Genomic DNA, 22616 nt, shown 5'->3' with positions numbered 1-22616 from the left:
TGCCCTTCCGCTCACTTGGCCGCTTTTTCATCGCCGGGCAGCACGTAATCCGTGCCTTCCCAGGGCGAGAGGAAGTCGAAATTGCGGAATTCCTGCTTGAGCTCGACGGGCTCGTAGACGACGCGCTTGGCGCTGTCGTCGTAGCGAACCTCGACGAAACCGGTCGTGGGGAAGTCCTTGCGCAGCGGATGCCCCTCGAAACCATAGTCTGTCAGGATACGGCGCAAGTCCGGGTGATCGGTGAACAGGATGCCGTACATGTCCCAGGCTTCGCGTTCGAACCAGTCGGCGCCGGCAAAGACCGGACAGGCCGACGGGACCGGCTTGAACTCGCCGGTTGCGACCTTGATGCGGATGCGCAGGTTCTGACGCGGCGAGAGCAGGTGGTAAACCACGTCGAAGCGGTCTTCGCGCTTCGGGTAGTCGACGCCGCAGATGTCGATCAGGTTGACGAAGCCGCACTGGACGTCGTCACGCAGGAAGGTCAGGAGCGGAATCAGGTTTTCCGACTTCGCCGTCAGCGTCAGTTCGCCGAAGCTGATGTCGCTCGACGAAATCAGCGCACCGCGGACTTCTGCGAGGTAGGAAGCGAGCTCGTTCAGGGCTTCACTCATGTTTTCAGTCCCTTCGCCTTACCGCTCGATCGTGCCCGTGCGCCGGATCTTCTTCTGCAGGAGCATCACACCGTAAAGCAGAGCTTCTGCCGTGGGGGGACAGCCCGGCACGTAGATATCAACCGGCACGACGCGATCGCAGCCGCGCACGACGGAATAGGAGTAATGGTAGTAGCCGCCGCCATTGGCGCAGGAGCCCATCGAGATCACGTAACGCGGTTCCGGCATCTGGTCATAGACCTTGCGGAGTGCGGGCGCCATCTTGTTGGTCAGCGTGCCGGCGACGATCATGACGTCAGACTGGCGCGGTGAAGCACGCGGTGCAAAGCCGAAGCGCTCGGCGTCGTAACGCGGCATCGACAGCTGCATCATTTCGACGGCGCAGCAGGCGAGACCGAAGGTCATCCACATCAGCGAGCCGGTACGGGCCCAGTTGATCAGCTCGTCGGTCGAGGTAACCAGGAAGCCCTTGTCGGCGAGCTCGTTGTTGATCTCGCCGAAGAAGCGGTCATCGGCGCCGATCGGCTTGCCGGTGTTGGGATCGATGATGCCCTTTGCCTGCGGCGCAATCATCGTCGTATCGGACTGGATCACTCCCATTCGAGCGCCCCCTTCTTCCATTCATAGATAAAGCCGACGGTGAGAACACCGAGGAAAACCATCATCGACCAGAAGCCGAACCAGCCGATCTCACCGAAAGATACTGCCCAGGGGAACAGGAAGGCGACTTCGAGGTCGAAGATGATGAAGAGGATCGACACCAGGTAGAATCGGATGTCGAACTTCATGCGGGCATCATCGAACGCGTTGAAGCCGCACTCATAGGCCGACAGCTTCTCCGAATCGGGCGCCTTGTAGGCAACGGCAAACGGCGCCACCAGGAGCGCAATACCGATGATCAAGGATATGCCGATAAAGATGGCGATCGGAAGGTAAGAACTGAGCAGATCAGTCATCATATCACCCTGCTTGTCTCGCATGCCTGATGGCATTTAGGGCGGAGGCGACAAGCCGTAAAGAGAGTTGCAACGCGCCGTGGTTAGCGCAGGCAGCCACCCAGCGCAAGTCCAACCAAAGCCTTTTCACCCGATACCGGATCGCACCTTACCAGCGGGTAAAATGCATGTCTCGCGCAATCGCGCGTGCAGTGCAAAAAGACGCAACACACCGAGCCTGCAAGGCAGGCTCAACACATCACAAAATGATCTGAGAAAACAAGTGGCGCGAGTGACGGGGCTCGAACCCGCGACCTCCGGCGTGACAGGCCGGCACTCTAACCGACTGAGCTACACCCGCGCATTTCATGGGGATTTCCCCATGTCTTCGCTGCCTGAAGCAGCATGCCTTGAAGGCTTTGGAATGGCGCGAGTGACGGGGCTCGAACCCGCGACCTCCGGCGTGACAGGCCGGCACTCTAACCAACTGAGCTACACCCGCGCATTTCCAAATCGGGGTTCAAGGCGATCCCCGTCGAGCGGCTTGCCGTTCGATGAGCGGCTCTCTACGGCGTTCATCTGGAGGTGTCAAGCAGCATCTGAGACAAAACCGTGACGGCCCGATTTTTTCCCCCGCCCCTCCCCCGGGGTCATCGGAAGCTCGCTGCTCGCGACAACGCGCCGCAGGCGCAAAACAAGGATTCTGCTCGGTTTTCCACAAGGCCCGATCGGCCGCATGACAAAAAAACAAAAAATCTGCACAAACACTCTTGCGGATTTTCCGCGATCCGCATAGATCACGGCCACCGACGCGGCAGACACGATTTGTCAAGCGTACGGGCGATTAGCTCAGTTGGTAGAGCGCTTCGTTTACACCGAAGATGTCGGGAGTTCGAGTCTCTCATCGCCCACCATTTTTTCTCTTCCTTCGTTCAGTTTTTCTTGCGCAGGTTGATGCGCATCGCCTTTCCGTCTGTCTGATCGACGTCGAAGGCACCCGTCTTCCGGATCAGATCGCTCAATTTTGAACATCCATAAGTTCGCGAATCGAAATCCGACTTGAGGTTGGAGAGCTGCGTCCCCAACGCAGAAAGCGCGACCCAGCCTTCCTCGCTGTCGATGTCGGACAAGACGCGTTTGATGATCGGGACGGCAGCGCTCGGCGTTTTGAGCGGCGAGAGTGCCTTCGTGTCATCGTCCGGCGATGCCTGGACACTGATGTTTTCCGTGTAGATGAAGCGTCGGCAAGCCTGACGGAAACTCTCGGGCGTTTTCTGCTCCCCAAAGCCGAAAACATCGACACCCTGCTCACGAATGCGGGAGGCGAGTCGGGTGAAATCACTATCCGACGACACGAGGCAGAAGCCATCAAATCGCCCGCTCAGCAGGAGATCCATGGCATCAATGACGAGCGCAATGTCAGAGGCATTCTTGCCGGTCGTGTAGGCAAACTGCTGCTGAGGTATGATCGCGTGCCGCGTCAGCGTTTCGATCCACCCTTTTGATCTGGGACTGGCGAAATCGCCATAGATCCGTCTGACACTAGCCTCTCCAAGGCGAGCAATTTCCTCGAATAGCCCATCGGCGATCTTGCTTGAGGTATTGTCCGCATCAATCAAAACGGCGAGACGCTTCAAACGATCGTTCGGTGCCATTCCAAGTCTCCCCGTTGCAACCAGAGCCAAAGCTGCCCTCAGACTTCAGCCTCGAAGACTCGCTTCGCATTGGCAAGTGCGACAACACCGATTAGCAATAGGCCCGCCGGATTGCTCCAGCGGGCCTCATTCATATCAATGTCTCTGCTTCTTACTTCCCGCCGATCGGGCGGGTCGCCGCCGCCTTCTCCACCATGGCCGTCACCTCGGCACGGCGCGCGCCTTCGAGCGGCATGCGCGGCATGCGGACACGCTCGGAGCCGCGGCCCATGATCTGCTCGGCGAGCTTGATCGACTGCACGAGGTCGTGTTCAGCATCGAGATGCAGAAGCGGCATGAACCAGCGGTAGATGCGGCGGGCTTCCATCCAGTCGCCACGGTCGGCGGCAGCGACCAGGGCCACCGATTCGGCCGGGAAGGCGCTGGTGAGGCCGGAGACCCAGCCCTTGGCGCCGAGCATCAGGCCTTCGAGCGCCACGTCGTCGAGGCCGGCAAAGATGTCGTAGCGGTCACCGAAGGCGTTGATCAGATCGGTGAAGCGGCGCGGATCGGGGGCGCTTTCCTTGACGGCCTTGATGTTCTTCACGCCGTCAAGTGCTTCCAGCACTTCCGCACCGATGTTGACGCGGTAGGCGGGCGGGTTGTTGTAGAGCATGATCGGCAGGCCGGTCGCTTCGGCAACGGTCTTGAAATGGGCAACCAGTTCATGCGGCTTCGGCACATAGACCATGGCCGGCAGGAGCATCAGGCCATCGGCGCCGATCTTTTCGGCATCGCGGGCATAGGCCGTGGCGCGGCGGGTGTCGAATTCCGACACGCCGGTGACAACAGGCACGCGGCCATTCACCACCTCGACGGCGGCCTTCAGGATGGTGCGCTTCTCTTCCGGATCGAGCGAGTTGTTCTCGCCGCAGGTACCCATGACGATCAGGCCGTTTACGCCGTCGTTGACGAGGGCGTCGAGCACGCGCTGGGTGGCGTCGATATCGACCGAGAGATCTTCATGGAATTGAGTCGTTGCGGCGGGGAAAACGCCGTGCCAGCCGGTGGTCATGGGATGCTCCTGTTGAAGTGATCAAATCACAGTATACAGTTTGTCGACAAAATCAAGGCGCGCGTTTCAGAGATCGCTGAAACGGGATTGCAGGACTTCAGATGTCGGGAAGTTCGGCTGCGGCGGCGATGTTGCGGGCGACGTAATCCTGGATCTGGCGAACGATCTGGTCGGCATGGGCAACCGACAGCCGGTCGGCCTCCTCGACATCGCCTGAACGGATCGCCTCGATGATCTTCTCGTGCTCCTCGACATAGCGGCGCGGCAGGCGGTCGTCGAAGGTCTGATAATAGAGCCGGAGAATGCGCCGCCCCTCGTCGAGGAGCCGGGCAAAGAAGGTGGTGTAATAGGGATTGCCGGCGCGCTCGGCGATCGCGACGTGGAATTCCCGGTTAGCCTCGATCATGGCGAAGGCGTCCTGGGCCTCGACGGCGCGGGAAAAGGCCTGCTGCTGCCGGATGATCTCGGCCATCCAGGCATCGCCGGAACGCTTTGCGGCGCCACGGGTCGTCACGCGGTACATCAGGCAGAGCGCCTCGAAATAGGTGGGCAGACTGGAGAAGTCGATGACCGCGACAATCGTGTTGCGATTCGGCAGACTGGTGACCAGCCCGTCCGAGGTCAGCCGCAACAGCGCCTCGCGAATCGGGGTGCGCGACATGCCGAAATGTTCGGAGAGGCGCGTTTCATCCAGCGGACTGCCGGGCGGGCGCTCCATGGTCAGGATTTCATGGCGCAGCGCCTTGTAGACCGATTCGGAACCGGAGCCGCGGGTGCGTGCCCCCTCACCCTTGCCATTGTCGGCATCCGTGCCACCCGTCTCGTTCATGCCCATCCATCGACCTGTTTGCTGCCTCGGTTTGAAGCCAGCACAGCGACGAACGGCGCTTAAAGTCAAGCACCGAGGAGGACGGCGCGTCAGGCAGGCGATCAGGCCAGCTGGCCTGTCGGTGCATCGTCGCCCCAAAGCAGCGGGCTCCAGGCCAGTTCGGGCGGAACGGCATGGAAAAGGGTGCGCGCCGGATAGGCAGAGCGTGGACGCTTACCGAGCGGCACGAGCTGGAAGCCATGGCCGATCATCTCGTCTTCGTCGAAGACATTGCGCAGATCGACGACGACAGGCGATTTCATCAGATCTTTCAGACGCGGCAGATCCAGCGACTTGAACTGATCCCATTCGGTCACAAGAACGACGGCGTCCGCACCCTCTGCGACCTCGTAGGCGTTGCGTCGGTATTTGACCGCACCGAGGACCGCCCTCGCCGCCTCCATGCCTGCGGGGTCGTAGACATGCACATCCGCGCCGCCATCGAGCAGGGTTCTGATGATGGCGATCGAGGGCGCCTCGCGCATGTCGTCGGTATTGGGCTTGAAGGTCAGGCCGAGGACACCGATTCGCTTGCCGCGCACGCTGCCGTCACAGGCGGCAATCACCCGGCGGCCCATGGCCCGCTTGCGGTTTTCGTTGATCGCGACCGTTGTCTCGATCAGCTTCAAGGGCCGGTCGTAATCCTGCGCCGTCTTCACCAGCGCCAGCGTATCCTTCGGGAAGCAGGACCCGCCGAAGCCGGGACCCGCCTGGAGAAACTTGTCACCGATGCGGCGATCCATGCCCATGCCCTTGGCGACCTTCTGCACGTCGGCGCCGAGTTCTTCGCAGAGATCGGCCATTTCGTTGATGAAGGTGATCTTCATCGCGAGAAAGGCGTTGGAGGCGTATTTGATCAGTTCGGCTGTGCGGCGCTCGCAGAAATAGAGCGGCATCTCCTTGAGATCGAGGGCCTCATAGATGTCGCGCATGACCTCGGTGGAGCGTTCGTCATCGGAGCCCACCACGATTCGGTCCGGGCGGCGGAAATCGGAAATGGCCGCACCTTCCCGCAGGAATTCGGGATTGGAGACGACCGCGATGTCCTTTTGCGGGAATTCTTCCCGGAAGATGCGTTCGATCTCGTCGCCCGTGCCGACGGGCACGGTGGACTTGGTGACCACGACGGTGAAACCGGTGGCCGCGGCAGCAATCTCGCGGGCGGCGGCGTATACATGGCTGAGATCGGCGTGACCATCGACGAGGCGCGACGGCGTGCCGACGGCGATGAAGACCGCATCCGCGGCCGCTACCGGTCCGACGAGATCGCCAGAGAATCTCAGGCGACCGGCGACACAATTGTCGGCAATGATGATCTCCAGACCGGGCTCGTAGATCGGCACTTTTCCAGCCTGCAGCGCCTCGATCTTGTCCCGGCTCTTGTCGACGCAGACCACGTCATGACCCAGCGCCGCCAGGCAGGCTCCGGAGACAAGCCCCACATATCCCGAACCGATCATTACAATGCGCATCCGTCACCCTTCCCGAAGAGAATCGAGCTTGAACCTCACGCCGTCACATGTGACCGAAAGACACGACGACTGGATGACAGCCGCTCGCCAGCTCGCAGGGACGGGTGATCGGATAGCGAATCGTCTTGTTTCAGGCGCCGAGGCTTGCGCGCAATTTCTGATGGGCCGCCTCGTCGAGGGAGAAATTCCACATCAGGGCGATGGCCGCGAGCTTGGGGAGGATCGGCAGGAAGGCGTAGAGGGCCGTCAGTGCGGTGAGTGCCCCGGGCGTCTGGGTGGCCGTCTGGCTGCCGATGAAGCCGGCGAGATCGAGGAGCGGGAAGACGACACCGGCGGAGAGTGCCACCGCAAGCTTGGTGGTGAAGCTCCAGGCGGCGAAGTAAAGGCCGGAGCGCTGCTCGCCTGATGAAACCGTGTCGTTGTCGATCACGTCGGCCTGGATCGCGGGTGGCAGCGTCAGATCGAAGCCGAGCAAAAGACCGGTCACGACGCAGACCACGGTGAAGGCGAGCACATCGCCCTTGCCCAGGAAACCCGCCACCGAGAAGACGGCACAGGCGAGCATCATGGCGTAGCACCAGGCGCGGTGCTTGCCGAGGCGCTTGGCGGTGGCAACTGCCAGCGGCACGCCGGCGATGGCGCAGAGGAAATAGGTGAAGAGCAGCGGCCCCTGCATAGCCGGCGCATCGAGACGCTGGCCGACGAAATAGATGAAGAGCGAAGCTGGGATCGCATTCGCAAAGCTGTTCAAGAGGAAGGCGCTGACCAGTCGCAGGAAGGGACCATTGGCGCGCAGATGCCGGAAGCCCTCCCGCAACGAGAGCTTCCGCTGTGAGAGATCGATCGGTTCCGGCACCACGGCCACCGCCAGCAGTCCCGCTAAGGGTAGCGCGACGGCAATGAAGACGGCGACCCAGGCAAGGCCGTGAAAGCCGGCTGCCGTGTCCAAGCCGCCGACGAATGGCAGGGTGATCGCGATCAGCGAGCCGATCAAGGTGGCGCCCTCGCGCCAGGCCGACAGCTTCACGCGGGCCTGATAACCGGTCGCGAGTTCCGCACCCCAGGCGGTATATGGCAGCAGCGACCAGGTGGCGCCGATGGAGAGCGCCACGCCCCAAAAGGCGAGATAACCGACGCCCGCGTCCTCCGGCGGCCAGAAGAGCATGAAGGCAGCGAGCGCCGTCAGCGGCGTGGAGATGACGAAGAAGAAACGGCGGCGACCATAGCGAGAGCGGACACGGTCGGACAGCCAGCCAAACAGGGGATCGGTGATCGCGTCGACCAGCCGGATGGCAAGCAGCAGCGTGCCGATGGTCGCGAGCGACAGGGCGAAGTGATCGGCGTAGAAGGTCGGCACCACGATGTAGAAGGGCAGCGCAATGGCGGCCATCGGGATTGCGGGAAGCGCGTAGAAAGCAAGGCGCTTCGACGACGGGGCCTGGTCTGTCATGGGGATCCGATCACTGAACTCTCTGGAAAGGTCTACGGCTTGTCGGAGTTAACGGTTTTGCCGGTGCGGCGGCAGCGCTCCGAACAGTAGATGACATTGTCCCAGTCCCGCTCCCATTTCTTGCGCCAGGCAAATGGTTTGCGGCAGACGGGACAGGTTTTCTGGGGCAGATCGCCCTTGCGGATCATCTTGGGCATGCGGGGCTCGCGTTTGAATTTCACCTCCCATTTCGCATGGGCGGCGGTAGCGGATCACTTCAAGAGATTAGAGCGGTTGAAGCTTGCCACCCCCTGCCCCACTTGCTAGCTCGAAACCGCAATCACGGGAGAGACATCACGATGAGAGAACATAAATTCGGCCGGACGGAATTCACCGTCAGCGATATCGGCTTCGGCGCCTGGCAGATCGGCGGATCCTGGGGCGAGGTATCCGAGGCCGACGGCCGTGCTGCGCTGAATGCGGCGCTCGATGCCGGCATGACCTTCATCGACACGGCAGACGTCTATGGCGACGGTCGGTCGGAAAAAATCATTGCCGAGGTGCTGAAGGCGCGTGGCGGCAAGCGGCCGATGGTGGCGTCCAAGGCCGGTCGGAGGCTCAACCCGCATGTGGCCGATGGCTATACCAAGGCGAATATAGAAGCCTTCATCGATCGGTCGCTGAAGAACCTCGAAATCGATACTCTCGATCTGGTGCAGCTGCATTGCCCACCGACCGACGTTTACTATCGCCAGGAGATGTTCGAGGGGCTGGAAGAGATCCGCAAGGCCGGCAAGATCAAGCATTACGGCGTCTCGGTCGAAAAGGTCGAGGAAGCGCTGAAGGCAATCGAGTATCCGGGCGTCGTTTCGGTGCAGATCATCTTCAACATGTTCCGCCAGCGCCCGGCTGCCCTCTTCTTCCAGGAGGCCAGGCGCCGCAACGTCGCGGTCATCGCCCGCGTACCGCTGGCAAGCGGCCTGCTTTCGGGCAAGATCACCGCAGCCACGCAGTTTGCGGCGGAAGACCACCGCAACTTCAACCGCAATGGCGAAGCCTTCGACGTGGGCGAGACCTTTGCCGGCGTGCCATTCGAGACGGGGCTCGCGGCCGTCGAGGAAGTGCGCAAGCTGGTGCCAGCTGGCACCTCCATGGCGCAGTTTGCACTCCGCTGGATCCTGATGCATGAGGCCGTCACGGTCGTCATTCCCGGCGCCCGCAATGGCGAGCAGGCCAAGGCCAATGCGGCGGCCTCGGACCTTGCAGCGCTTTCTGCCGATGTCATGGCGGCGTCGCGCGAGGTCTATGAGCGGCTGATCGCACCGCATGTGCATCATCGCTGGTAATCCGCACCGGTGACGACATGAAAAGAGGCCGGGTGAGCGATCACCCGGCCTCTTCTGTTTCAGCTGGCCCGATCTTTCGATCAGTTGGTGCCCTGAAGGTTCACTTCCCAGAACAGGGTCTCGCCAGACGAGTCATCCACGCCGTCATTGTCGGTCACGGCAAAGGCCTTGCCCGATGCGTCGAAGGCGAAGCCTTCGAGCTTGTCGACGACATAGCCATTGGTGGCGGCCTTCAGGTCCGGGATGAAGTCATGGACTTGTTCCTTCGCAACCGTCGGGAGCTCTTCACCGATCTTGGCGGGCTTCAGATCGGCAATCGCGACGCGGTAGAGCTTCTTGAGCTTGGCGTTATCGCCGATCTGGTTGTCGCGCTCGACGATATAGACGTGGTCGCCATGGGCGGTGATTTCCGACAGACCGACCCAGCCTTCGCCAGCCGCTTCCAGCGGATAACGAACGGCACCCCATTCCTTGGACTTCGGGTTGTAGGAGAGGAGCTTCACCGAGCCCTTCTCGTCATCGCCCCATCCGCGCTGAACGGCCATCCAGAGCGTCATGTCGTCGCCGGTGCCGACAGAGGTGATGCCTTCGAGACCGAAGCGGGTCTGGCTGGCCAGGAGTTCGACCGGCAAGCCGATCTCGGCCTTGATCTCGCCCTTGGCGTCGACATTGTAGAGGCCGTGGCCGACGAGCTTGGCAGCATCGCCTTCGGAAGCCAGCCAGAAGCCGCCCTTGCCGTCGAGCGTGATACCTTCCAGGTCGAGCTTCTGGGCCGCAGCGCCACCGCGGGTGATCGGCAGGGCTGAGGTGATGACAGCCGGCTTCTGCGTTGCATCGATCGTGAAGATCGTCGGCTGCATGGCGTAGAAGCTGTCGTTGACGGCATAGAGCGTGCCGACCTTCTCGGCATCGCCGACGAGGCCAGAGAGAGCGCCCCAACCGATCGGTGCGCCATCGACCATGGCCGACTGGATCATCGGATAGGCGGGCGTACCTTCAGCCAGTTCATAGAGCATGACGTGAGAGCGCGCGCCACCGTCTTCACCGAGATCAACTTCGTTGGCGGTTACCAGAAGGTTGCGCGATGGGATGGCGACTGCGCCTTCCGGCGAGACGCCCGACGGCAGGAGCTGGGTGAGTTCAGGCTCGGCGCCCGTGTCCTTGTAGACGGCGGCAATCGAGGAACGCTCGGCGAGAACGAAGAAATAGTTCTGGTCGCCGAAGGTTGCGGCTTCCAGGCCTTCCGGCTCGACGCCCTTGGAACGGGCGCGCTTGTCCGGGAAGTGGCCGATCTGGGCGATCGCCATTTCGAGCGAGGCGCCGGCTTCGTAGGCGACCTTGCCGGTCTTGTCGAAAATGGTGAAACCGCGTGAACCGCCGTTCCAGTCGCCTTCATTGGCGATGACAAGACGATTGTCATCGAGCCACTTCACGGCGTCGGGCTCGCGCGGAACGCCGTCCTTGGTGCCGGTGAACTTCAGCGCGCCATCCGACTTGGTGTCGATGCCCGTCAGATCGACCGTACCGGCGGAGAAGTGGCTCTTCACTTCGCCGGTCTTGCCGTCGACGATGGCAATGTAGTTGTTTTCCTGCAGCGTGACGGCGATTTCGCCGAGGCTGTTGACCGAAACGAATTCCGGCTCCGGATCTTCTGGGGCGACTTCGGCGAGACCGGTCAATGCGACGCGCTTCATGGTGCCGCAATCGGCAACGCCATCCTTCAGCGAGATGATGACGAGGTCACCGGCCGGCATCTGCGGCAGGGCGCCGTCGTTGACGTCTTCGTCACGCTCGTTCTCGATGGCGATCGCGACGAAAGAGCCGTCCTTGGCAACAGCAACCGAATCCGGCTGACCGCCGATGTCGCAGGTGCCCTCGACGGTCTTGCCGGCGATGTCGACGATCGCGAGCTTGCCCGACGGGTTGGTGAAGCTCTCGGACGTGTTGACGCCGACGAGAACCTTGCCACCGGCGACGGAAACAGAAGTCGGTTCGCCGTCCATCATCAGCACACCGGCGGCCTTCGGCGCCTTGGCGTCCGTGATGTCGATGAAGCCGATGCCGCCGAGCGGGCTGTCGGAATAGATCAGGGTATTGCCGTCTTCCGAGGCCGTGATGATCTCGGCCGAGGTGGTGGAAAGCTTGTCCTTGTCAGCCGGCAGATTGGTGGCGACCGGGAAAGCGGCAATACGGTTGAAAACCTGTTCGGCTGCGGCCGGCAGGGCCACGGATGCAAAAAGCGCCGCCGTCAGGGCGACGCGGGAGAGACCATGGGTCATCGGGAAACCTCCAGTATCCAGAAATGGAACAAGAGGGTTCTGAGGCAGTCCGATGACAGTCGAATGACAAGGCGGGAATGAACCCACTTTTCATCGGTTCAGGGTTGAGGCGAAACTTCCTTGCCAGCCTCGCGCAGCATCAGGAAGAGTGATGCGCCGAGGATGAGAAGAGCGCCCAGCCAGAGATAGCCGCTCGGCGCATAGCCGAAGACGAGCCAGCCGGCAAAAACATTGAGCGGCAGTTTCAGGTCGTCGAAGGGCTGAACATAGGCGGCATCCGCCGCATTGTAGGCGAGCGTCAGCAGATACTGGCCGATGGCTGTCAGAAGACCTGCTGCGAGAAGCAGCCAGAGCGCCAAACCTTCAGGAATGGCAAAGCCGGATGCTGCAGCAAGGCCGAAGTTGATCGGCGTCAGCAGCACGAGAAGCCAAACGGTCACCGTCTCCGGAGACTCGTAATGGGTGAGGTTCTTCATGATCAGCGAGGAACCGCCCCAGAGAAGCGCAGAGAGAACCGGCAGCAGGGCGGCGAGCGTGAAGCTGTCCGACCAAGGCTGCAGGATGATCATCGCGCCAACGAAGCCTGTCAGCGTCGCCAGCCAGCGATCACGACCGACGGTTTCGCCGAGAAAGAGCCGCGCACCAATGATGATGAAGAAGGGCGAGGTCATGACGAGCGCGATCGCCTGCCAGATCGGTACAGTGGCAAGGCCGGTTACCCATGCCTGGACGCCGAAGGCCGCGAGCAGGACGCGCAGGATGTGGCGGACGGGATAGGCGGTCTTCATCGCCTTCAAACCGAGCCGGAACAGCAGCGGAAGGGAGAGGACAAGAGCGAAGCCATATTGCCAGAAGGCCGTTGAAGCCGGCGGAAAGCCGAGCGTCATCGAGAGCCACTGGGTGACGACATTGAGAATGGCAAAGGCAACGCCTGCCAAAACCATAAAACCGGCACCGACAACGGCCCGGGAGCGCAGAACAGAAACCGAGCTCTGATTCATGTCATTTTTCCTTATCCAAAGGACCAACACAAATCAGGACAGATGAGGACGACGAAAAACCGCGCCCGGACGGGCACGGACCTGCGCAGCAACGCCCAACAGATCCGCGTGACGCGGATGCAGGGCACAGCCTGACCTCATTCTCTTTCATCCGGACTTTAACCGTCGGCTCCGGAGTTACACCGGATCTGCTGACCCTGCCCTTCCCTTAGAGAAGACCAGGCGCTCGCGGGCTTGGAGTTTCCTCCTTACCGCCGGTGGGGAGTTTCACCCCGCCCTGAGAACGAATGCCGGACAATCCGGCGCAACAGAAATATGACAGCCCATGCTGCAGCGCAAGAGCGCAAAAAGAAAGCCCGGCACAGAGGCCGGGCTAACCAGGGTGTCAGCTGACCATCGGCACCGAAGGGTGGCGACGGTCACGACGGATCAGCTGTTGACAGCGTCCTTCAGGCCCTTGCCGGCCGTGAACTTCGGCACGTTGCGAGCCGGGATATCGACTTCAGCGCCGGTGGACGGATTGCGGCCCTTGGAGGCTTCGCGACGGGCGACGGTGAAGGCGCCGAAGCCAGCGAGACGAATGTCGCCGCCGTTCTTCAGTTCAGCCTGGACCGTTTCAAAAACGGCATCAACGGCAGAGGCAGCGTCAGCCTTGGTGAGGCCAGCCTTCTCGGCGACCGCGGATACGAGTTCGTTCTTGTTCATGTTTCCACCCTTTCTGATTGGTATGAAACGACTCAAATGATTAAGTCGGGCGGAGAATACGAAAGCTTCTGCCCTTCGCAACTCAAAAGCACCCGAAAGCCCCGGAAAACAAGCCTTTTAAGCGGCTTTTCACAAAAAAGGCTGGCAAAAATGCCAGCCTTTTTGTCGGTTTTGGAGCTTTGTGGCTCACTTATGGCAGATTTGCCTCAGTGAGCGACTGTTGCACCGGTTTCGTCGGTCCCATCGACCACCGCAATGGCCGGCGTTTCAACGGTTCCGTCCCATTCAATCGGTTCAGGCACGCGAACCAGCGCATGACGGATCACTTCGCCCATGCGGGACACGGGGATGATCTCCATGTTGTTCTTCACGTTGTCCGGAATGTCAGCCAGGTCCTTGGCATTCTCTTCCGGGATCAGAACCTTCTTGATGCCGCCACGAAGCGCCGCAAGCAGCTTTTCCTTGAGGCCACCGATCGGCAGGACGCGACCACGCAGTGTGACCTCGCCAGTCATTGCGACATCCTTCGAGACCGGAATGCCGGTCATGATGGAGACGATGGCGGTTGCCATGGCGATACCGGCGGACGGACCGTCCTTCGGGGTTGCGCCTTCCGGAACGTGAACGTGGATGTCTGACTTGTCGAAGCGCGGAGGCTCGATGCCGAAATCGACGGCGCGCGCACGGACATAGGATGCCGCAGCGGAGATCGATTCCTTCATCACTTCCTTCAGGTTGCCCGTGACCGTCATGCGGCCCTTGCCGGGCATCATGACGCCTTCGATGGTCAGCAGCTCGCCGCCCACTTCCGTCCAGGCCAGACCCGTGACAACGCCCACCTGGTCCTCGCCCTCAGCTTCGCCATGACGGAAGCGCGGGACGCCCAGATATTCGTTGATGTTCTCACCGGTCACGGCAACCGAGGTCACCTTGCCCTTGATGATTTCGGTCACGGCCTTGCGGGCGAGCTTCATCAGTTCGCGTTCGAAGGAGCGAACGCCAGCTTCGCGGGTGTACTGCTGGATGATCGCCAGGATCGCCGAGTCGGCAACGGAGAATTCCTCCGGCCGCAGGGCATGTTCCTTGATCGCCTTCGGCAGCAGGTGCCGCTTGGCGATCTCAAGCTTCTCATCCTCGGTGTAACCGGCAATACGGATGATCTCCATACGGTCCATGAGCGGACCCGGGATGTTCAGCGTGTTGGCGGTCGTCACGAACATGACGTTCGACAGGTCATATTCCACTTCGAGATAGTGGTCCATGAAGGTCGAGTTCTGTTCCGGATCCAGCACCTCAAGCAGGGCCGAAGACGGGTCGCCACGGAAGTCCATGCCCATCTTGTCGATCTCGTCGAGCAGGAAGAGCGGGTTGGACTTCTTGGCCTTCTTCATCGACTGCACGATCTTGCCGGGCATCGAGCCGATATAGGTGCGGCGGTGGCCACGGATTTCGGCTTCGTCACGCACACCACCAAGCGCCATGCGCACGTATTCGCGGCCGGTTGCCTTGGCGATCGACTTGGCGAGCGAGGTCTTGCCGACGCCCGGAGGGCCGACGAGGCACAGGATCGGGCCCTTCAGCTTCGTCGCACGCGCTTGAACGGCGAGATACTCGACGATGCGTTCCTTGACCTTGTCGAGACCGAAATGGTCCTCGTCGAGGGTCTTTTCAGCCGCGTTGAGGTCGATCTTGACCTTGGACTTCTTGCCCCAGGGAAGCCCCAGCAGCCAGTCGAGATAGTTGCGCACGACGGTGGCTTCCGCCGACATCGGGCTCATGTGACGCAGCTTCTTCAGCTCGGCATCGGCCTTTTCCTTGGCTTCCTTGGAAAGCTTGGTCTTGGCGATGCGCTCTTCCAGTTCGGCCATCTCGTCACGGCCGTCTTCACCGTCGCCGAGTTCCTTCTGGATCGCCTTCATCTGTTCGTTGAGGTAGTATTCGCGCTGCGTCTTCTCCATCTGGCGCTTGACGCGCGAGCGGATACGCTTCTCGACCTGGAGAACCGAGATCTCGCCTTCCATGAAGCCGAGCGCCTTTTCCAGACGCGTCTTCACGCTCACCGTTTCCAGCATTTCCTGCTTTTCGGTGATCTTGATGGAGAGATGCGAAGCAACCGTATCGGCGAGCTTCGAGTAATCCTCGATCTGGCTCGCGGCGCCGACGACCTCAGGCGAGATCTTCTTGTTCAGCTTGACGTAGTTTTCAAACTCGGAAACCACGGAGCGGGACAGGGCCTCGATCTCGACCGCATCTTCTGCCGGCTCGGCGAGGATGCTCGCCTTGGCTTCGTAGTAATCTTCGCGGCCGGTGTAGCTTTCGACCTTGGCGCGTGCACGGCCTTCGATCAGCACCTTCACGGTGCCATCTGGCAGCTTCAGCAGCTGCAGGACGTTGGCAACAGTACCGACTTCGTAAATGGCGTCCGGGGCCGGATCATCGTCGCTTGCGTTGATCTGGGTGGCCAGCATGATCTGCTTGTCGGAGCCCATCACCTCTTCCAGAGCGCGAATGGACTTTTCACGACCGACGAACAGCGGAACGATCATGTGAGGAAACACCACGATGTCGCGCAGAGGCAGCACCGGATAGGTGTTCACCTCGTTTGCAGCTGACGTATTCGTCATTTCACTTCCTTTCAAACGTCCCGGGGAAACCGGGACTCCATGCCGACCCAAAAGAGGCATCAGGCATATTTTTCGATCCTCCAACAAGTGGAGTGGCGCTCCCGCCAATTCAAGCCTGCCGCCTGTGCCCGCGCCGAATCTGTGACATCAGCATGACAGAACCTGCCCGCTTTCACACTACATTGCGGACCTGATGCGAACCATGCGCGTCACTTCGTCGCCTGAAAGGCAGCCGGTCGTCGCATGGATGATCGGGAACGCGGATACGCGGTAACGGCGACGCAGAACTCAAGCGTTCACTCGCCCCTGTTCTAGCCCAATCGACGGGCCTGACAACAGCGAATACCGTAAATGGACAAGGGCTCCGGAGATAACCACAGGCAGCACCAAAAAAGATCGCCCGAAACGGAAAAGCCCGCCACAAGGGCGGGCTTTTCGCTGCAATCGATCCGAAACGATCAGGCGGAGGCGTTGGCCTTCTCTTCCTGGCGATCGGCATAGATGTAGAGCGGGCGGGAATTGCCGTTGACGACGTCGTCGGAGATGACGACTTCGCGGACGCCTTCCAGTTCCGGCAGTTCGAACATCGTGTCGAGCAGGATCTTTTCCATGATCGAACGAAGGCCACGGGCACCGGTCTTGCGGGTGATCGCCTTGCGGGCAATCTCGCGAAGCGCGTCCTCGTGGAAGGACAGTTCGACGTCCTCCATTTCGAACAGGCGCTGGTACTGCTTCACAAGCGCGTTCTTCGGCTCGGACAGGATCTGGATCAGTGCATCTTCGTCCAGGTCTTCAAGCGTCGCCAGGACTGGCAGACGACCGATGAATTCCGGGATGAGGCCGAACTTGACGAGATCTTCCGGCTCGAGTTCACGCAGAACTTCGCCGACACGGCGATCGTCTTCCGCCTTCACCGTTGCGCCAAAACCGATCGAGGTCTTTTCGCCGCGGGCGGATATGATCTTGTCGAGGCCGGCAAAGGCGCCGCCGCAGATGAACAGGATGTTGGTCGTATCCACCTGCAGGAATTCCTGCTGCGGATGCTTGCGGCCACCCTGCGGAGGAACGGACGCGACCGTGCCTTCCATAATCTTCAGAAGCGCCTGCTGGACGCCCTCGCCCGATACGTCGCGGGTGATCGAGGGATTGTCCGACTTGCGGGAGATCTTGTCGACTTCGTCGATGTATACGATGCCGCGCTGGGCGCGCTCGACGTTGTAATCTGCCGACTGCAGGAGCTTCAGGATGATGTTTTCGACGTCTTCACCGACATAACCGGCTTCGGTCAGAGTCGTGGCATCCGCCATGGTGAAGGGCACGTCGATGATGCGGGCAAGCGTCTGGGCAAGATAGGTCTTGCCGCAGCCGGTCGGGCCGACGAGCATGATGTTCGACTTCGCCAGTTCCACGTCGCCGCCCTTGGAGGCGTGCGAAAGGCGCTTGTAGTGGTTGTGCACGGCCACAGCGAGGATCTTCTTCGCCTGCTTTTGACCGATCACGTATTCGTCGAGGATCTTGATGATGTCCTGCGGCGTGGGAACGCCGTCACGAGACTTGACCATCGAAGACTTATTCTCTTCGCGGATGATATCCATGCAGAGTTCGACGCATTCATCGCAGATGAACACCGTCGGTCCGGCAATCAGCTTGCGGACCTCGTGCTGGCTCTTGCCGCAGAAGGAACAATAAAGGGTATTCTTGGAGTCACCGCCGTTGCTTCCGCTGACTTTGCTCATGTCTTTATCCTTCCAGCACGCCGCGCCACCGCAGTCACGGCAGGGCGGTCACTCACACTGTTCAGCTTCCACCGCCGCCTTTGGTGAAAACCGCTTCCGATCCGGAGCTACTAGCCGATCCGACCTTGTCGGAGCGGCGGCAACGAAAACTCTCAGTCTCGGCAGACTATGTCACAAAGATTCAACATAGCCTTAATCCTACTATTAGCGCTTTTGCGTCGACTTTAAACCCCGGGTGCCATCACGTCTGCCGGCATCGGTCCGATACCGGCATCCGCAACAAGGGTCAGGCCGACGGTGCAGCGCCTTCCATTTCAGCGCGCGAGGTCAGGATACGGTCGATCAGACCCCATTCCTTGGCTTCGCTCGATTCCATGAAGTGGTCACGATCAAGCGTGTTCTCGACTTCGTCATACGTCTTGCCCGTATGCTTGACATAGACCTCGTTCAGGCGACGCTTCATCTTAATGATGTCACGAGCATGGCGCTCGATGTCGGAGGCCTGCCCCTGGAAGCCGCCGGAAGGCTGGTGAACCATGATCCGCGAGTTCGGGGTGGCAAAGCGCATGCCCTTCTCGCCTGCAGCGAGGAGCAAAGAGCCCATCGAAGCGGCCTGGCCGATGCAAAGCGTCGACACGGCAGGACGGATGAACTGCATCGTGTCGTAGATCGCCATGCCGGAGGTGACGACACCGCCCGGCGAATTGATGTAGATGGCGATTTCCTTCTTCGGGTTCTCGGCCTCAAGGAAGAGAAGCTGGGCACAGACGAGCGAGGCCATGGTGTCTTCGACCGGGCCCGTCAGGAAGATGATCCGCTCCTTCAGCAGTCGAGAAAAGATGTCGTAGGAGCGCTCGCCACGGTTGGTCTGCTCGACGACCATCGGCACCAGAGCGAGAGCGGTATCAACGGGATTTCTCATGTCGGTCCTTTTTAAGCCTCTCCCCGGCACATCCGGTGGCGGGAATCACGTAGTCTTTGTCAATCCCTACATAGAGTGTCCGCACCCAGACATTCAAGACACGAGGACCGGATATCCTTAATGGTCGCGATGCGCTCCCTGCTGGAGATCCTGACTTTCGGCCGGCTCGACGGACGGCTGAGTGCCATGGCGCGATATCCGTACACAAGAAACGGCTAACATGGTGAAATTTCGGTAAGTCTGGCCTTTGCTCAATTCCTGGCCGGGGCAGGATTCTGCGCGTTTTCATAGTGACTGTTTAACCTGCTTGGCCCATTCTGCAGCGATAGACTGCCGAATTCGTTTCAGGAATTGCATCGTGATTGACGTCAAGACCGCGTTTTTGCTCTGGGTTATCCAGGCCAGCACGCTCGCGATTCTGCTCATGGCCATCTGGTGGCACGCCCGTGACCAGAAACACTTCTTCTGGTTCGGCATCGGATTCCTGTTTCATGCGAGTGGCCTTGGACTGGTCGCGCTGCGCGGACAGATCCCCGATTTCGTTTCGATCCAGACGGCCAACACCATATCGCTCCTCGGCTTCAGTCTCTGGGTGAAGGGGCTCGCAGCCCTTGATCACAGGCCGGCACCGCGGCTTTTGTGGATCCCGCCCGTAGTCTGGCTCGCCGGAAACCTCGCACCCTTCATCCGGATGGAGTTCGCCTTTAGGGTCTCGCTTTACAATGTGGCCGCCGCCATCGGCTTCGCGACGCTGGCCTTCATCGCCGCGCGCGCGCAATTCAGCTCCCGCCGCGATCGCGCCCTGCTTGTCTGCATCTGGGGTGGTCAATCTGCGGTGACGCTGGGTTTTGCCGCGTTCGTCATTTTCCAGCGCCCCACGAGCTTTGCCGACAACTATTTCTCCATGTGGATAGGAACGCTCGCGGTCATCGGCTTTGTGACCTCGGTCGTGATACTCGCCAAGATTACAATGGACCGTTCCCAGGAACAGCTTCAGGCACTGGTCAGGACCGATCCACTGACCGGCGCGCTCAACCGGCGCGGCTTTTCCGAGGCCTATCAGGGGCTTGTGGAAAGCTCCCCCCTCAACACACTGGCAGTCCTGATCTTCGACCTCGATCATTTCAAGCAGATCAACGACCGTCACGGTCATACGGTCGGTGACCGGGTCCTGCGGGAATTTGCCGAAGTCTGCCGGTCGCTTCTGCCGCAGCGTGCGGTTTTCGCGCGGACCGGCGGTGAAGAATTCGCCGCAGTCCTCGCGATTTCGGAACCAAGGGATGCGGCGCTGTTTGCCGAAACCGTGCGGCTGGCGCTGGCAGATCGCAGCATCCCGACCGAAGACGAGGCGATCTCTGTCACCACCAGCGTCGGCATCGCGACCAGTTCTCTGCGCGACGCAGATCTGGACAAGCTCCTGTCCGAGGCCGATCTCGCGCTCTACACGGCCAAGGCGCAAGGGAGAAACCGCACCTCGCTGCGCTCGGGCAATCACACCGTGACCGTGCCGCCAGCGCGCGAAGACAACATACAGGTAGAGGTCGATCGGCAGGCGAGCCGACAGGTGGCCATTCTGAAACGCATCTCTGCCGTTGCCCACAAGCTGGACGACTGAGCGCATCCGCTTCCCCTTGCGCGCGGGAATGCAAAGGATAAACAGAACGCATGACACAGACATCCTTCCTTTCCATCGACCCCGCCACCCGTCGGGTCTCCCTCGACGCCCGCGATCCGGCCTTCTACAGCGATCCGAACCGCACCTATGCGGCCCTGCATGACAGCTGTCCGACCTTCTACTGGGAGGAACAGAAGCAATGGTTCTTCACCGGCTATGACCATGTGAACGCGCTTTTGCGCGACCGCCGCTTTGGCCGGCAGATCCTGCATATCGCGACCCGCGAGGAGCTCGGCATGCCGGAACCGGCCGAGCACACCCGTCACTTCGACAAGGCTGAGGAGCATTCCCTGCTCGAGATCGAGCCGCCGGAGCACACGCGCCTGAGGACGCTCGTCAACCGCGCCTTTGTCTCTCGCCATGTGGAGAAGATGACGCCTGAGATCGAACTGCTCGCGAATCGGCTGATCGACGATTTCGAGAAGGATGGAAAGACCGAGCTTCTGTCGACCTTTGCCGACATCATCCCGGTCACGATGATCGCGCGGATGATCGGCATCCCCGAGGACATGGGACCACAGCTCCTCAAATGGAGCCACGACTATGTCGGCATGTACATGTTCAAGCGGACGCGTGCAGACGAGGAAGCCGCAGACCGCTCGGCGAAGGAATTTGCGGATTATGTTCGGACAGTGATTGCCGAGCGCCGCGCCAATCCGAGCGACGATCTCTTGAGCCACATGATCCACACCGAGCACAAGGGCCAGTTCCTCACCGAGGACGAGCTGATCTCGACAACGATCGTGCTGCTCAATGCCGGCCATGAAGCGACCGTGCACCAGATCGGCAACTCGGTGCGCGTGATCCTCGACAGCGGCATCGATCCCTCAACGCTGTTTTCCGACGAGAAGACGACCGAGCGGACCGTCGAGGAAACACTTCGCATCTGTGCGCCGGTGCACATCTTCCAGCGCTGGTGTCTGGAGCCCTGCGAGATCGACGGCGTCAGCTTTCAGCGTGGCGACAAGGTGAGCCTGATCCTGGCTGCGGCCAATCTCGATCCGCAGAAATTCCCCGACCCACTCGCCTTCAAGCCTTCGCGCGATGAAGGGGCCAACCTCTCCTTCGGCGCAGGCATTCATTTCTGCATCGGAGCTCCGCTCGCCAGGCTCGAGCTCAACATCGTGCTGCCGCTGCTCTTCAAGCGCTTGCCGGGGCTGAAGATTGCAGAGACGCCCACCGTCAAGGACGTCTATCACTTCCACGGGCTGGAGCGGCTCGATCTTACCTGGTGAGGGCAGTCGGCTCGGCGTAGCGGACCATCAGCGCTTCGACGGCCCGCCGCATGGCGAGCCGCAATTCCGGCGGGTCGAGAGCCTCGATGTCCGTTCCAAGCTTCAACATTTCGGACACGGCCATCCGCTCATGCGCCACTGGCAGGCGGACCGTCTGCCAGCCATACTCGTCAGGCTCTCCCAGCAATTCGAGATTGGCGCGCACATAGGGTGGCGCCATGTGCTCCAGCTCTTTTAGTCCCCAGGCCGAGAGCCGGATCACTGCCGAGTTCGGGTAGAGCTCGAGTTCGAGGCGCCGCGTGTTTTCGTTCCAGTATTCTGCGAGATCAAAATCTCTCGGCCAATCGAAACGCTCTTCGGTGACGATCAGGTCGAGGACACGCGAGATCCTGTAGGTGCGGACAGTGCCGTCGACGCGAGCGGCAAGATACCAGGCTCCGCCCTTCATGACGATGCCGAGCGGTTCGGCCTGACGGTTCTTTTCCGCCGTCCAGGAGCGGTAGCGCATGCGGATGCGCTTGGAGTTCCAGACCGCATCGGCGATCGCCTGCAAATAGACGGGCTGCTCACCCTCAGCGAGCCAGGCCGGTGCATCGAGATGGAACTTCTGTTGCATACGCCGGGCGCTCTCCCGCAGATCCTCGGGCAAGGCGGCCGTCAGCTTCTTCTGGGCGCCGGCCATCAGCGAACCGAGACCGAGATCGGCGGCGGCACCGGGAATACCGGACAGGAACATGGCCTCGGCCTCTGACGGCGTCAGGCCATTCAGCCGCACGCGATAGCCATCCAACAGCCGATAGCCGCCGTCCGAGCCCCGCTCGCTGTAGACGGGGATACCTGACAGTGAGAGGGCATCGATATCGCGGTAGATGGTGCGTACCGAAACCTCGTTTTCGTCAGCCAGTGCCTCGGCCGTCACCAGCCCCTTCGCCTGGAGTGTGGTCAGTATGTTGATGAGCCGGCTCGCCCGCATCAGAAAATCTCCCTTTCGACCATCATGCTAAACCAACCTGACACAATCTGACAGGTATGGTGGCGCATTCTCCCTTCGTCGCCTTATGGCGTG

At 60.7% G+C, this 22616-nt stretch carries 19 protein-coding genes, 3 tRNA genes and 1 riboswitch; of the genes, 4 read left to right on the top strand and 18 right to left on the bottom strand.

The features are described 5' to 3' along the window. Positions 1 to 11: 11 nt before the first annotated feature. From GH983_RS06545 to GH983_RS06525, 5 genes are all read right to left on the bottom strand, one after another. The gene (locus GH983_RS06545; protein WP_069041635.1) at positions 12 to 614 is read right to left on the bottom strand and encodes an NADH-quinone oxidoreductase subunit C; all 603 of its coding nucleotides are present in this window, start codon (positions 612 to 614) and stop codon (positions 12 to 14) included. An 18-nt stretch (positions 615 to 632) separates the two neighbouring features. Beyond that, entirely contained in the window at positions 633 to 1214 is a 582-nt protein-coding gene (locus GH983_RS06540) for an NADH-quinone oxidoreductase subunit B family protein (protein ID WP_054150616.1), read from the bottom strand. Then, the gene (locus GH983_RS06535; protein ID WP_069043838.1) at positions 1205 to 1570 is read right to left on the bottom strand and encodes an NADH-quinone oxidoreductase subunit A; all 366 of its coding nucleotides are present in this window, start codon (positions 1568 to 1570) and stop codon (positions 1205 to 1207) included. Before GH983_RS06535 ends, GH983_RS06540 begins: the two co-directional genes overlap by 10 nt. Positions 1571 to 1833: 263 nt before the next feature. Further along, a tRNA-Asp gene (locus GH983_RS06530) sits at positions 1834 to 1910 on the bottom strand. 64 nt (positions 1911 to 1974) lie between these two features. Continuing rightward, positions 1975 to 2051, bottom strand: a tRNA-Asp gene (locus tag GH983_RS06525). A gap of 336 nt (positions 2052 to 2387) precedes the next feature. Between GH983_RS06525 and GH983_RS06520 the strand changes: the two genes are divergently transcribed. Next, a tRNA-Val gene (locus tag GH983_RS06520) sits at positions 2388 to 2463 on the top strand. An 18-nt stretch (positions 2464 to 2481) separates the two neighbouring features. On the opposite strand, the gene GH983_RS06515 is transcribed toward GH983_RS06520, so the two are convergent. The 6 genes from GH983_RS06515 to GH983_RS06490 form a co-directional block, all read right to left on the bottom strand. After that, complete coding sequence (locus GH983_RS06515; protein ID WP_153761976.1) at positions 2482 to 3204, bottom strand: NYN domain-containing protein; 723 nt, start codon at positions 3202 to 3204, stop codon at positions 2482 to 2484. Positions 3205 to 3355: 151 nt separating this feature from the next. Beyond that, complete coding sequence (locus tag GH983_RS06510) at positions 3356 to 4258, bottom strand: dihydrodipicolinate synthase family protein (protein WP_153761975.1); 903 nt, start codon at positions 4256 to 4258, stop codon at positions 3356 to 3358. Positions 4259 to 4355: 97 nt separating this feature from the next. Next, positions 4356 to 5093, bottom strand: coding sequence for a GntR family transcriptional regulator (locus tag GH983_RS06505; protein WP_153761974.1), 738 nt, complete (start codon positions 5091 to 5093; stop codon positions 4356 to 4358). A gap of 95 nt (positions 5094 to 5188) precedes the next feature. Beyond that, complete coding sequence (locus GH983_RS06500; RefSeq protein WP_153761973.1) at positions 5189 to 6598, bottom strand: UDP-glucose/GDP-mannose dehydrogenase family protein; 1410 nt, start codon at positions 6596 to 6598, stop codon at positions 5189 to 5191. 130 nt (positions 6599 to 6728) lie between these two features. Next, on the bottom strand, positions 6729 to 8048 hold the full coding sequence (locus GH983_RS06495; protein ID WP_153761972.1) for an MFS transporter: 1320 nt from the start codon (positions 8046 to 8048) through the stop codon (positions 6729 to 6731). A 32-nt stretch (positions 8049 to 8080) separates the two neighbouring features. Next, positions 8081 to 8245: a DUF2256 domain-containing protein gene (locus tag GH983_RS06490; protein ID WP_153761971.1), complete on the bottom strand. Its 165-nt coding sequence runs from the start codon at positions 8243 to 8245 to the stop codon at positions 8081 to 8083. 141 nt (positions 8246 to 8386) lie between these two features. Between GH983_RS06490 and GH983_RS06485 the strand changes: the two genes are divergently transcribed. Then, on the top strand, positions 8387 to 9373 hold the full coding sequence (locus tag GH983_RS06485) for an aldo/keto reductase (RefSeq protein ID WP_153761970.1): 987 nt from the start codon (positions 8387 to 8389) through the stop codon (positions 9371 to 9373). 80 nt (positions 9374 to 9453) lie between these two features. Here the strand turns inward: GH983_RS06485 and GH983_RS06480 are convergent, their stop codons facing one another. From GH983_RS06480 to clpP, 6 genes are all read right to left on the bottom strand, one after another. After that, positions 9454 to 11652 carry an esterase-like activity of phytase family protein gene (locus GH983_RS06480; RefSeq protein WP_153761969.1) on the bottom strand — a complete coding sequence of 733 codons (2199 nt, stop codon included), beginning with the start codon at positions 11650 to 11652 and terminating at the stop codon, positions 9454 to 9456. A gap of 98 nt (positions 11653 to 11750) precedes the next feature. Beyond that, positions 11751 to 12653 (bottom strand): DMT family transporter, encoded by a 903-nt coding sequence (locus GH983_RS06475; protein ID WP_054150610.1) that lies wholly within the window; start codon positions 12651 to 12653, stop codon positions 11751 to 11753. A gap of 135 nt (positions 12654 to 12788) precedes the next feature. Then, a riboswitch (FMN riboswitch) is annotated at positions 12789 to 12942 on the bottom strand. A gap of 140 nt (positions 12943 to 13082) precedes the next feature. Beyond that, positions 13083 to 13358 (bottom strand): DNA-binding protein HupB, encoded by a 276-nt coding sequence (gene hupB / locus GH983_RS06470; RefSeq protein ID WP_006727558.1) that lies wholly within the window; start codon positions 13356 to 13358, stop codon positions 13083 to 13085. A 206-nt stretch (positions 13359 to 13564) separates the two neighbouring features. Continuing rightward, entirely contained in the window at positions 13565 to 15982 is a 2418-nt protein-coding gene (gene lon, locus GH983_RS06465; protein WP_054150609.1) for an endopeptidase La, read from the bottom strand. Between the two features lie 458 nt (positions 15983 to 16440). Then, positions 16441 to 17718, bottom strand: a complete 1278-nt coding sequence (gene clpX / locus GH983_RS06460) for an ATP-dependent Clp protease ATP-binding subunit ClpX (RefSeq protein ID WP_054150608.1) — start codon at positions 17716 to 17718, stop codon at positions 16441 to 16443. Positions 17719 to 18004: 286 nt separating this feature from the next. Continuing rightward, positions 18005 to 18640 carry an ATP-dependent Clp endopeptidase proteolytic subunit ClpP gene (clpP, locus tag GH983_RS06455; protein WP_054150607.1) on the bottom strand — a complete coding sequence of 212 codons (636 nt, stop codon included), beginning with the start codon at positions 18638 to 18640 and terminating at the stop codon, positions 18005 to 18007. Between the two features lie 358 nt (positions 18641 to 18998). Here clpP and GH983_RS06450 point away from each other — a divergent pair, with 358 nt between their 5' ends. Then, on the top strand, positions 18999 to 20255 hold the full coding sequence (locus GH983_RS06450) for a GGDEF domain-containing protein (protein WP_153761968.1): 1257 nt from the start codon (positions 18999 to 19001) through the stop codon (positions 20253 to 20255). 50 nt (positions 20256 to 20305) lie between these two features. Continuing rightward, the gene (locus GH983_RS06445; RefSeq protein WP_153761967.1) at positions 20306 to 21550 is read left to right on the top strand and encodes a cytochrome P450; all 1245 of its coding nucleotides are present in this window, start codon (positions 20306 to 20308) and stop codon (positions 21548 to 21550) included. On the opposite strand, the gene GH983_RS06440 is transcribed toward GH983_RS06445, so the two are convergent. Then, positions 21540 to 22523: a YafY family protein gene (locus GH983_RS06440; protein WP_153761966.1), complete on the bottom strand. Its 984-nt coding sequence runs from the start codon at positions 22521 to 22523 to the stop codon at positions 21540 to 21542. The genes GH983_RS06445 and GH983_RS06440 overlap by 11 nt on opposite strands. Positions 22524 to 22616: the final 93 nt, after the last annotated feature.

The organism is Agrobacterium sp. MA01 (assembly GCF_009650195.1).
GTDB lineage: Bacteria > Pseudomonadota > Alphaproteobacteria > Rhizobiales > Rhizobiaceae > Allorhizobium.
The sequence above is the reverse complement of the archived record's forward strand: the minus strand, read 5'-3'. Positions and strand labels throughout refer to the sequence as shown.

What these genes read in the sequence shown, in the direction of transcription:
- GH983_RS06495 (WP_153761972.1), bottom strand. Translation starts at nt 8,048, where the DNA reads ATGACAGACCAGGCCCCGTCGTCGAAGCGCCTTGCTTTCTACGCGCTT.
- clpP (WP_054150607.1), bottom strand. Translation starts at nt 18,640, where the DNA reads ATGAGAAATCCCGTTGATACCGCTCTCGCTCTGGTGCCGATGGTCGTC.
- clpX (WP_054150608.1), bottom strand. Translation starts at nt 17,718, where the DNA reads ATGAGCAAAGTCAGCGGAAGCAACGGCGGTGACTCCAAGAATACCCTT.
- GH983_RS06440 (WP_153761966.1), bottom strand. Translation starts at nt 22,523, where the DNA reads ATGCGGGCGAGCCGGCTCATCAACATACTGACCACACTCCAGGCGAAG.
- lon (WP_054150609.1), bottom strand. Translation starts at nt 15,982, where the DNA reads ATGACGAATACGTCAGCTGCAAACGAGGTGAACACCTATCCGGTGCTG.
- GH983_RS06445 (WP_153761967.1), top strand. Translation starts at nt 20,306, where the DNA reads ATGACACAGACATCCTTCCTTTCCATCGACCCCGCCACCCGTCGGGTC.
- GH983_RS06510 (WP_153761975.1), bottom strand. Translation starts at nt 4,258, where the DNA reads ATGACCACCGGCTGGCACGGCGTTTTCCCCGCCGCAACGACTCAATTC.
- GH983_RS06475 (WP_054150610.1), bottom strand. Translation starts at nt 12,653, where the DNA reads ATGAATCAGAGCTCGGTTTCTGTTCTGCGCTCCCGGGCCGTTGTCGGT.
- GH983_RS06535 (WP_069043838.1), bottom strand. Translation starts at nt 1,570, where the DNA reads ATGACTGATCTGCTCAGTTCTTACCTTCCGATCGCCATCTTTATCGGC.
- GH983_RS06480 (WP_153761969.1), bottom strand. Translation starts at nt 11,652, where the DNA reads ATGACCCATGGTCTCTCCCGCGTCGCCCTGACGGCGGCGCTTTTTGCA.
- GH983_RS06490 (WP_153761971.1), bottom strand. Translation starts at nt 8,245, where the DNA reads ATGCCCAAGATGATCCGCAAGGGCGATCTGCCCCAGAAAACCTGTCCC.
- GH983_RS06540 (WP_054150616.1), bottom strand. Translation starts at nt 1,214, where the DNA reads ATGGGAGTGATCCAGTCCGATACGACGATGATTGCGCCGCAGGCAAAG.
- GH983_RS06545 (WP_069041635.1), bottom strand. Translation starts at nt 614, where the DNA reads ATGAGTGAAGCCCTGAACGAGCTCGCTTCCTACCTCGCAGAAGTCCGC.
- GH983_RS06485 (WP_153761970.1), top strand. Translation starts at nt 8,387, where the DNA reads ATGAGAGAACATAAATTCGGCCGGACGGAATTCACCGTCAGCGATATC.
- hupB (WP_006727558.1), bottom strand. Translation starts at nt 13,358, where the DNA reads ATGAACAAGAACGAACTCGTATCCGCGGTCGCCGAGAAGGCTGGCCTC.
- GH983_RS06515 (WP_153761976.1), bottom strand. Translation starts at nt 3,204, where the DNA reads ATGGCACCGAACGATCGTTTGAAGCGTCTCGCCGTTTTGATTGATGCG.
- GH983_RS06500 (WP_153761973.1), bottom strand. Translation starts at nt 6,598, where the DNA reads ATGCGCATTGTAATGATCGGTTCGGGATATGTGGGGCTTGTCTCCGGA.
- GH983_RS06505 (WP_153761974.1), bottom strand. Translation starts at nt 5,093, where the DNA reads ATGGGCATGAACGAGACGGGTGGCACGGATGCCGACAATGGCAAGGGT.